Source organism: Paracoccus angustae (genome assembly GCF_042648745.1).
Taxonomy (GTDB): Bacteria; Pseudomonadota; Alphaproteobacteria; order Rhodobacterales; family Rhodobacteraceae; genus Paracoccus; species Paracoccus angustae.
Window position 1 is genome coordinate 1 of record NZ_JBHRXY010000065.1, and the last position, 8,727, is coordinate 8,727.

At 69.3% G+C, this 8,727-nt stretch carries 8 protein-coding genes; 4 read left to right on the forward strand and 4 right to left on the reverse strand.

Annotated elements, in window-relative coordinates:
- Positions 1-44: 44 nt before the first annotated feature.
- The 3 genes from ACFOM8_RS21950 to ACFOM8_RS21960 form a co-directional block, all read right to left on the reverse strand.
- Positions 45-1,367 (reverse strand): ABC transporter substrate-binding protein, encoded by a 1,323-nt coding sequence (locus ACFOM8_RS21950; RefSeq protein ID WP_377764512.1) that lies wholly within the window; start codon positions 1,365-1,367, stop codon positions 45-47.
- A 147-nt stretch (positions 1,368-1,514) separates the two neighbouring features.
- Complete coding sequence (locus ACFOM8_RS21955) at positions 1,515-2,474, reverse strand: sugar-binding transcriptional regulator (protein ID WP_377764513.1); 960 nt, start codon at positions 2,472-2,474, stop codon at positions 1,515-1,517.
- On the reverse strand, positions 2,471-3,145 hold the full coding sequence (locus ACFOM8_RS21960; RefSeq protein WP_377764514.1) for an HAD family hydrolase: 675 nt from the start codon (positions 3,143-3,145) through the stop codon (positions 2,471-2,473). The genes ACFOM8_RS21955 and ACFOM8_RS21960 overlap by 4 nt, the downstream gene beginning before the upstream one ends.
- Before the next feature lie 109 nt (positions 3,146-3,254).
- Between ACFOM8_RS21960 and ACFOM8_RS21965 the strand changes: the two genes are divergently transcribed.
- On the forward strand, positions 3,255-4,469 hold the full coding sequence (locus tag ACFOM8_RS21965; RefSeq protein ID WP_377764515.1) for a glycosyltransferase: 1,215 nt from the start codon (positions 3,255-3,257) through the stop codon (positions 4,467-4,469).
- Here ACFOM8_RS21965 and ACFOM8_RS21970 read toward each other — a convergent pair.
- Entirely contained in the window at positions 4,441-5,016 is a 576-nt protein-coding gene (locus tag ACFOM8_RS21970; RefSeq protein WP_377764516.1) for a DUF2585 family protein, read from the reverse strand. The two genes, ACFOM8_RS21965 and ACFOM8_RS21970, sit on opposite strands and share 29 nt — an antisense overlap.
- Positions 5,017-5,109: 93 nt before the next feature.
- Between ACFOM8_RS21970 and crtY the strand changes: the two genes are divergently transcribed.
- From crtY to ACFOM8_RS21985, 3 genes are read left to right on the forward strand one after another with little or no spacing between them, the layout of a single operon-like run.
- Positions 5,110-6,267, forward strand: coding sequence for a lycopene beta-cyclase CrtY (gene crtY / locus ACFOM8_RS21975; protein WP_377764517.1), 1,158 nt, complete (start codon positions 5,110-5,112; stop codon positions 6,265-6,267).
- Complete coding sequence (locus ACFOM8_RS21980; protein WP_377764518.1) at positions 6,264-7,739, forward strand: phytoene desaturase; 1,476 nt, start codon at positions 6,264-6,266, stop codon at positions 7,737-7,739. Before crtY ends, ACFOM8_RS21980 begins: the two co-directional genes overlap by 4 nt.
- Positions 7,736-8,653: a phytoene/squalene synthase family protein gene (locus ACFOM8_RS21985; protein ID WP_377764519.1), complete on the forward strand. Its 918-nt coding sequence runs from the start codon at positions 7,736-7,738 to the stop codon at positions 8,651-8,653. The genes ACFOM8_RS21980 and ACFOM8_RS21985 overlap by 4 nt, the downstream gene beginning before the upstream one ends.
- Positions 8,654-8,727: the final 74 nt, after the last annotated feature.

Sequence of the window (8,727 nt, forward strand, 5' to 3'; positions counted from 1 at the left end):
CGGAGGAGGAGGCCGGGCGGCGCTTCACGGCAAAACGCCACTCGTTACTTGATGTAGCCCGCGCGCGTCATCTCGCGCAGGGTCGTGCCCTGGGCGCCGGCCAGCGCGTCATCCGCCGACATCTGCCCAGCCAGGGCCGCCGAGAACTGCTGGCCCACCGCCGTGCCGATGCCCTGGAATTCGGGGATCGCCACGAACTGCCCGCCCGTATAGGGGATGTCCTGGACCGAGGCCTTTTGCGTGTTCGCGGAATTGATCGCCGTCAGGGTCATCGCCGCGAAGGGCGCTTCCTTCTGGTATTCGGCATTCTCGTAAAGCGAGGTCCGCGTGCCCGGAGGCGCCGCGCGCCAGCCTTCCTTGCTGGCGACCAGCTCGGTATAGCCCTTGGACGTGGCCCAGGCGATAAAGGTCCTGGCGGCGTCCTGCGCGTCCGAGGATGTCGGAATGGCCAGGTTCCAGGCCCACAGCCAGTTGCCGTGGTTGTCCACGCCTTCCTTGTTGGGGAACTGCGCGAAGCCCACCTTGTCGGCCACCGTCGAATCCTCGGGGTCGGTCACGAAGCTGGCGGCCACGGTGGCGTCGATCCAGATGCCGCAGCGGCCCTGCTGGAACAGCGCCAGGTTCTCGTTGAAGCCGTTCGAGGACGCGCCGGGAGGGCCGTACTCGTTCATCATCATCAGATAGTCGGTCAGCGTGGCCTTCCATTCGGCGCTGTCGAACTGCGGCTTCCAGTCGGTGTCGAACCAGCGCGCGCCATAGCTGTTGGCCATGGCGGTCAGGAAGGCCATGTTCTCGCCCCAGCCGGGCTTGCCCCGCAGGCAGATGCCGTATTGCTCCTTGGACTTGTCCGTCATGGCCTTGGCGGCGTTCATGATGTCGGTCCAGGTCGGGCTTTCGGGAATGGTCACGTCGGCGGCCTCGGCCAGGTCGGTGCGATACATCACCATGGCCGATTCGGCGTAAAAGGGCGCGGCGTAAAGCTTGTCGTCGACCGACAGCGCCTCGCGCACGGCGGGGATCAGGTCGTCCACGGCATAGTCGTCGCCGAATTCCAGCGGCACCAGCCAGCCCTGCCTGGCCCAGATCGGAACCTCGTAGGTGCCGATGGTCATGATGTCGTACTGGCCGCCCTGGTTGGCGATGTCGGTGGTCACGTTCTGGCGCAGGATGTTTTCTTCAAGCGTCACCCATTCGACGTTGATGCCGGGGTTCGCTGCGGTGAATTCGCCCGTCAGCCCCTGCATGCGGATCATGTCGCCGTTGTTCACGGTGGCGATGGTCAGGGTCACGTTGTCCTGCGCGGCGCTGATGCCGGCGGTGGCGCAGAGCGCCGTCGCACCCAAAAGGGCGCGAAAAGTCATGGTCATGCTATCCTCCCTGGTCGAATGGGCATTTGCCATAGCGACGGGCAAATATTCACAAAGCTGTCGGCTTCTGTCAATCGGCAAAGTTTGACACGGACAACCGATCCGCCAAAGCGGCGAATTTGCTGCGATCAGGCGGGGTTGCGGATCTCAGGGCGCCAGCAGACGCTCGGCCGTGGCTTCCGAGGTGATCAGCCCGTTGACCAGATGCCCGACAAGGGCGGCCCGGATCGCGGGCAGCTTCGCCTCGCCCGTGGCAACGGCGATCACGGGGCGTTCGGCCGCGCGCGGCAGCGGGGCCGAGGCGACGCGGGCGTTGAAGGCGCAGTCGATCACCCGGCCCTCGCGATCGTAAACCCAGCTCGTGATCTCGCCCGCGGCGCCCAGGGCGGCCAGTTCGTCCATCTCGGCGGCGCTGACGAAGCCGTCCACGAACAAGGGGGCGCTGCGGTCCATCTGGCCGATGCCGACCAGCGACAGATGGGCCTGCTCGCACAGGCGGATGGTGTTCCGCACGGCTTCCTGCCCGCGCATGGCGGCCAGTTCGGCGGGATCGCGCGCCAGCACCGGCAGCGGATAGGGATAGTGCGGTGCCCCGATCCGTTCGGCCAGGCTGATCGTCGCGTTGTAGGGCGAGGCCGATCCGTCCTGCATCATGTTGCCCAGGCGGGACACGACCACGTGCTGCGGGCAGGACATGCGGGGAAGCTGTTCGACGGTCGCCTTCAGCGCCCTGCCCGTTCCCAGGCTGACGATTCGCCGCTCGGGCGACTTGAGGGTCTTTTCCAGCTCGGCCGCCGCGGCGATCGCCACGCCCGTCAGCAGCCCGGGCGCGCCGGGATCCGAGGGAACGATTTCGCAGGCCATCAAGCCAAAGCGCTCCGACAGCGCGCCCGCCAGATCCATGCAGCGGGCGATGGGGTGATCCACGCGGACCTTGATCAGCTTTTCGCTGACCGCCATCGCCACCAGCCGCTGCGCCGACTGGCGGCTGACGCCCAGCTTGCGCGCGATCTCGTCCTGGGTGTTGCCCGCGACGTAATACAGCCAGCCCGCGCGCGCCGCATCGTCCAGCCGCACCGCCTGGGGGGAAAAACGGGTGGCGTTCACGGGACGCGGGCTCCTTCCTGAAGATCGCTCAACAGTTGAGAGAATCGGCTCCAATTGTCAAAGGACCGGATGCCGGGCGGCAGGCGCGTCGGCTCGGCCCCGCGCAGATGGGCGCCGCCCGCGTAATGCAGGACATGCATCCCCGCCGCCAGGCCCGCGGCGATGCCGGGGCTGCTGTCCTCGATCACCAGGGTGTCGGCGGGCGCGCAGCCCATGCGGTCGGCGGCCAGCAGGAACAGGTCCGGCGCGGGCTTGCCGTGGCGGACCTGGCTGGCGGTGAACACGCGGCCCGCGAAACGGTCGGCCAGGCCCAGCACCTCCAGCGTCCGGCCGACCCGTTCGGGGCTGGACGAGGTGGCGATGCAGCTTGGCGCCGCCAAGGCGTCCAGCATGGCCATGAAGCCGGGCGTCGGCCCCAGTTCCGCCGCGAAGCGGTCCAGCAGGCGGGCGCGGTAATCCGCCTCGAACCGGTCGGGCAAGGGCCGTCCGAACCGCTGGCGGATCGACTGGGCGACGGTCGGAAAGCTGCGGCCCAGGAAATCGCGGCGCACATCGGCCGGGGTGACGGCGATGCCGGCATCCGCCAGTTGGCCGATCAGGACCGAGGCCGACAGAACCTCGCTGTCGGCGATCACGCCGTCGCAATCGAAGATGATCAGACTGACCGGCAATCGCTGTTCCTCCCTTCCCCTTACCCTGCGGCCAACACGGTCGAAAGCACAAGTGCAACCCGCCGCCGATTGTGGCAGGACGGGCGTGCCCCACGCCGCCCGAGGTTCCATGCGCGCCGTTCTGATCACCCCGCCCCTGCCCAGCCACCTGCGCGCCTTCGAGGCCCTGGCCCTTGAACTGACCCGACGGGGGCACGAGGCGGTGTTCGTGACCGAACCGGGCGTGGCCCTGCAAGGCGGCATGGCCCAGGCCGCCCTGCCCGGACCCCCGGCCCGCCCGCAGCCCCGCCGCCTGCCGGCCGAGATCCTGGCGGGCGCGCGGCGCACCGGCCGGCTGTGCCGCGACGCCCCGCCCGTCCTGCGCGGGCTTGCCCCCGACCTGATCCTGGGCGACCAGATGGAGCCTGCCTCCGGTCTCTTGGCGCGCGCGCTCGGGGTGCCGCTGGTGTCGGTCGCCTGCGCGGTGCCCATGGACCCGGAACCGGGCATCCCCCTGCCCTTCCTGGGCTGGCCCCATGACCCGAGCGCCCGGGGGCTGCGCCGCAACGCCGGGGGCGAGCGGGTGGCCGACCTGCTGATGCTGCCGCAGTCGCGGGTGATTCGCCGCTGGGCGCGGACCTGGAACCTGGGCGATCTGCGGCGGCTTCAGGACTGCCTGTCGCCCGACCTGACGCTGTCGCAGACCGTGCCGGGCTTCGACTATCCCCGTCCGGCGAACGGTGCCCGCATCGCCCAGCTGGGCCCTTTCCGGCGCGGCCAGGAGAGGCAGGAGTTCCCCTCCGACATCCGGCCGGATCCGGGCCGGCCCCTTGTCTATGTCTCGCTCGGCACGCTGCAAGGCCACCGGGCGGGGCTGCTGTCGCGCATCGCGGCCGCTTGCCGGCAGGCCGGGGCGCAGGTGCTTGTGTCCCATGCCGGGTGCCTGTCCGAGGATCGGGCGCGGGCGATTCCCGCCGACTGGGTGCGCGCCTTCGTGCCCCAGCAGGCGGTGCTGGAGCGCGCCGACCTTTGCGTGACCCATGCCGGGCTGAACACCGCGCTGGAATGCCTGGCCGCCGGCGTGCCGATGCTGGCCGTGCCGCTGACCCATGACCAGCCGGGCGTGGCCGCGCGCATCGCCCGATGCGGCGCGGGGCTGCGGCTGCAACCTTGGCAGCGCGGTTCGTCCCGGATCCGGGACGCGGCCGCGCGCCTGCTGTCGGACCCGCGCTTTCGCGCCTCGGCCCGCGGCTTCGCGGCACAGGCCGACAGATGGCCGGGCGCGGCGGGCGCGGTGGACAGGATCGAGGCGCTTGTCAGTTCCCGAACGCGCGCCACAGGGTGATCAGGAACCCGTCGCCCACCCACAGCGACAACAGAACCTCGCCCGCCACGGCGATCAGCGCCACCAGCCATCCCGCCAGCGGCAGCGCCAGCACCGCGCCCAGCGTCGCGATCACGGTATCCGCCATCGAATTGGCAACGCTGTCGCCGTGATAGGCCAGCGGATCGCCCGCGGAATAGCCGAACATGGCGATGCTGACGGGCAGGTTCTCGACGATTTCCCAGATCGTGCCGCTGACGATCACCGCGGCCAGCAGCGTCCACAAGGACCAGTCGGGGCGCTTCCACCGGACCAGCTTGACCAGCACCGCGCCGAAGATCAGGTGCAGCAGGCTGTAAGGGTCCAGCACCGTGCGCGAATTCAGCCGCACATCGCCGGGCAAGGCCCAGATCTGCGAACAATCGCAGCCCAGCGGCCGTTGCAGAACCGCCAGAAAGGCCAGCTTGGCGGTCAGGGCCAGCACGATAAGCAGCGCGGCCTGCCCGCCGCGTCCGCGCGGACGCGGCAAATCGCTTGCAACCGGCGCCGGCGTGGCAGATCGTCGCATCAGGGGCGGGGCGGCGGAACGGTGTTCGTCTTTCATCGTTGCCACGATAAGGGCGCCGTTCGCCATGACAAGGGGCCACAAGATCAACGGGATATGACAGCGCATTCCCCTGACATCGTGATCGCGGGCGGGGGTCTGTCCGCCTCTCTGGCGGCGCTGCGGCTGGCGCCTGCGTGCCGCGTGCTGCTGGTCGATGCCAAGCCCGATCCGCTGGCGGGGCATACCTGGTCCTTCCACGAGGGCGACCTGGACGCGGATCAGCGGGCCTGGCTCTCCCCGGCGGTCCGGCGGACCTGGGACGGACAGGACGTGCGCTTTCCCGGATACACGCGGCGGTTGCGGGCGGGCTATGCCTCGCTGGACGCGGAAAGCCTGGGCGCGGCGCTGAAGCGGCTGGCCCATGTCGCCACGCTGCAAGCCCGGGTCGCGGCGATCGACGGGCGCGGCGTCACCCTGTCGGACGGCCAGCGGATCGAGGCGCGCGTCGCCATCGACGCCCGCGGCTTCCGCCCCCACCCGGCGGTCGAGGTGCGCTTCCAGAAGTTTCTGGGGCAGGAGCTTCGGTTGACCGCGCCCCATGGGCTGACCCGGCCCGTCATCATGGACGCCACCGTTCCGCAGCAGGACGGCTATCGCTTCTTCTACCTGCTGCCGTTCGACGACACGCGCCTGCTGGTCGAGGACACCTATTATTCCGACGCGGCCCGCCTGTCGGCGGATCGCCAGCGCGCCGACATCGCGGATTACGCCGCGGCCCGGGGCTGGCAGATCGCCGCCGTGGTGCGCGAGGAAACCGGAGTCCTGCCGATCACCCTGCGCTTTGACGCGGACGCCTTCTGGAAATCCCTGCCGCCGGGCATTCCGGCCATCGGGCTGCGCGCCCTGCGCTTTCATCCGCTGACGGGCTACAGCCTGCCCCATGCCGCACGCGGCGCCGACCTGGTGGCGCGGCACTGGAGCCAGGGCCCCTGGTCCCTGGCCAAGGCCCTGCGCCGCGATTCGCTGGCCGAGGCCAGGGCGCAGGGCTTTTACCGCCTGCTGTCGCGGATGCTGTTCGAGGCCGCCGCCCCCGACGAGCGCCGCCGGGTGATGGAGCGGTTCTATCGCCTGCCCGAGCCTTTGATCGAACGCCTTTACGCGGGCCGAAGCACCCTGGCCGACAAGGCGCGCATCCTGACCGGGCGGCCGCCCGTGCCGATTGCCAAGGCGCTGCGCTGCCTGCCGGGAACCCTGAAGGAAAGACCTGCATGACCACATCTTCCGGCAAGACCGCCGCCGTCATCGGTGCGGGCCTCGGCGGTCTGGCGCTGGCCATCCGCCTGCAAAGCGCGGGCATCGCCACCACCGTGTTCGAGAAGCGCGACAAGCCGGGCGGGCGGGCCTATGTTTATCACGACGCGGGCTTCACCTTCGACGCGGGCCCCACGGTCATCACCGACCCCGACTGCCTGAGGAAGCTGTGGCGCCTGTCGGGCCGCGACATGGCGGACCACGTGACCCTGCTGCCGGTCGATCCCTTCTACCGCCTTTGCTGGGAGGACGGCACCGTTTTCGACTATGCCGACGACCAGAACGCGATCGAGCGCCAGATCCGCGCCATCAACCCCGCCGATGTCCAGGGCTATCGCAGGTTCCTGGCCTATTCCCGCGACGTCTATCGCGAAGGTTATGAAAAGCTGGGCACCGTGCCCTTCCTGCATTTCAGCGACATGATCCGCGCCGCGCCGCAACTGGCGCGGCTGCAAGCCTGGCGGTCGGTTCATTCCATGGTCGCGCGCCACATCCGGGACGAACGCCTGCGCCAGGCCTTCAGCTTTCACACGCTGCTGGTGGGGGGGAACCCGTTCTCCACCTCGTCGATCTATGCGCTGATCCATGCGCTGGAACGCCAGGGCGGCGTCTGGTTCGCCAAGGGCGGCACCGGCGCGCTTGTGGCGGGCATGGTGCGGCTGTTCCGGGAACTGGGCGGAACCATCCACCTGAACGCCCCCGTGGACCGGATCGAGACGCAGGGCAGCCGCGCCACCGCCATCCACGCGAGCGGGCAGCGCCATCCCTTCGACATGATCGCCAGCAATGCCGACGTTGTTCACACCTATCGCGCGCTGCTGGGCGATCCCAAGGGCGAGCGGCTTGCCGCCAAGCGCCATTCCATGTCGCTGTTCGTGGTCTATTTCGGGCTGCGCGGACCGCGACCTGATCTGCGGCACCACATGGTCCTGTTCGGCCCGCGCTACCGCGAACTGGTCAACCAGATCTTCGCGGGCAGGGAACTGGCCGACGACTTTTCGCTGTATCTGCACGCGCCCTCGGTGACGGACCCCAGCCTCGCGCCCGAAGGGTGCAGCGCCTATTACGTGCTGGCCCCGGTGCCGCATCTGGGAACGGTTGATCCCGACTGGGAACGCACCGCGCCCGTTTACCGCGACCGGATCCTGGATTATCTCGAAGCGCGCTACATCCCGAACCTGCGGCGCGACCTGATGACGGTGCGTCACTTCACGCCGCTGGATTTCCGGTCCGAACTGAACGCGCATCTGGGATCGGCCTTCTCGGTCGAGCCTATCCTGACCCAGAGCGCCTGGTTCCGCCCTCACAACCGCGACGACCGGCTTGAAAACCTGTATGTCGTCGGCGCGGGCACCCATCCCGGCGCGGGCATCCCCGGCGTGGTCGGGTCGGCCGAAGCCACCGCCTCGCTGATGATCGGAGAGCGGGCATGACCGACGCGACCCTGGACCAGGCCCGGCAATCCATCGCCGTGGGGTCGAAAAGCTTCGCCATGGCCTCGCGCTTCCTGCCTTCCGGGATGCACGAGGATTGCGTCATGCTTTACGCCTGGTGCCGCCATGCCGATGACGTGATCGACGGGCAGGAGGCGGGCTTTGCCGCAGGGGCGGGGGGCGACCCGGCGGCGCGGCTGGCCGAGTTGCGCGACCTGACGCACCGCGCCCTGCGGGGCAAGGCGGCGGCGCCGGTCTATGCGGGGCTGGCGCGCGTCGTTGCCGCCCGGAGCATTCCGCATCGCCATGTCGATGAACTGCTGGACGGGTTCGCGATGGACGTGGAGGGCCGCGTTTATCGCGACATGAACGACCTGCTGGACTACTGCTATCACGTCGCGGGGGTGGTGGGCGTGATGATGGCGCGGATCATGGGTGTCCGGGACGAAGCCGTGCTGGACCGCGCCAGCGACCTGGGGCTGGCCTTTCAGCTGACCAACATCGCCCGCGACGTGATCGACGACGCCCGGATCGGCCGGACCTATCTGCCGCGCGCGTTGCTGGACGCCGAGGGGATCGGCGCCATCGACCCCGACGACCCGGGCCAGCGCCCCGCCCTGCACCGCGCGGCGCTGCGCCTGCTGGACCAGGCCGAGGTTTATTACCGCAGCGCCGACACGGGCATCGCCGCCCTGCCCCGCCGCCCGGCGCTGGCCATCGCCGCCGCCCGCAACATCTATCGCCAGATCGGCGTCAAGCTGCGGGCCGCGGGGCCGGATGCCTGGAACGGGCGGTTGTCCACGACCAAGGCCGAAAAACTGCGGCTGGCAGCAAGGGCCGTGGGATCGACGATCCTGAGCCCGCGACGCCGCGCCGTTCCCGTCAGCCGCGACGGGCTTTACCTCCGGCCTTAGAGCCTGTTGCGTTTAATCGGTTTCATATCCGGCGGCTTTGAAGAAATTGTAGCATTCCTCGTCGGTGAAGAGAT

What these genes read in the sequence shown, in the direction of transcription:
- ACFOM8_RS21950 (WP_377764512.1), bottom strand. Translation starts at nt 1,367, where the DNA reads ATGACCATGACTTTTCGCGCCCTTTTGGGTGCGACGGCGCTCTGCGCC.
- ACFOM8_RS21965 (WP_377764515.1), top strand. Translation starts at nt 3,255, where the DNA reads ATGCGCGCCGTTCTGATCACCCCGCCCCTGCCCAGCCACCTGCGCGCC.
- ACFOM8_RS21970 (WP_377764516.1), bottom strand. Translation starts at nt 5,016, where the DNA reads ATGCGACGATCTGCCACGCCGGCGCCGGTTGCAAGCGATTTGCCGCGT.
- crtY (WP_377764517.1), top strand. Translation starts at nt 5,110, where the DNA reads ATGACAGCGCATTCCCCTGACATCGTGATCGCGGGCGGGGGTCTGTCC.
- ACFOM8_RS21980 (WP_377764518.1), top strand. Translation starts at nt 6,264, where the DNA reads ATGACCACATCTTCCGGCAAGACCGCCGCCGTCATCGGTGCGGGCCTC.
- ACFOM8_RS21985 (WP_377764519.1), top strand. Translation starts at nt 7,736, where the DNA reads ATGACCGACGCGACCCTGGACCAGGCCCGGCAATCCATCGCCGTGGGG.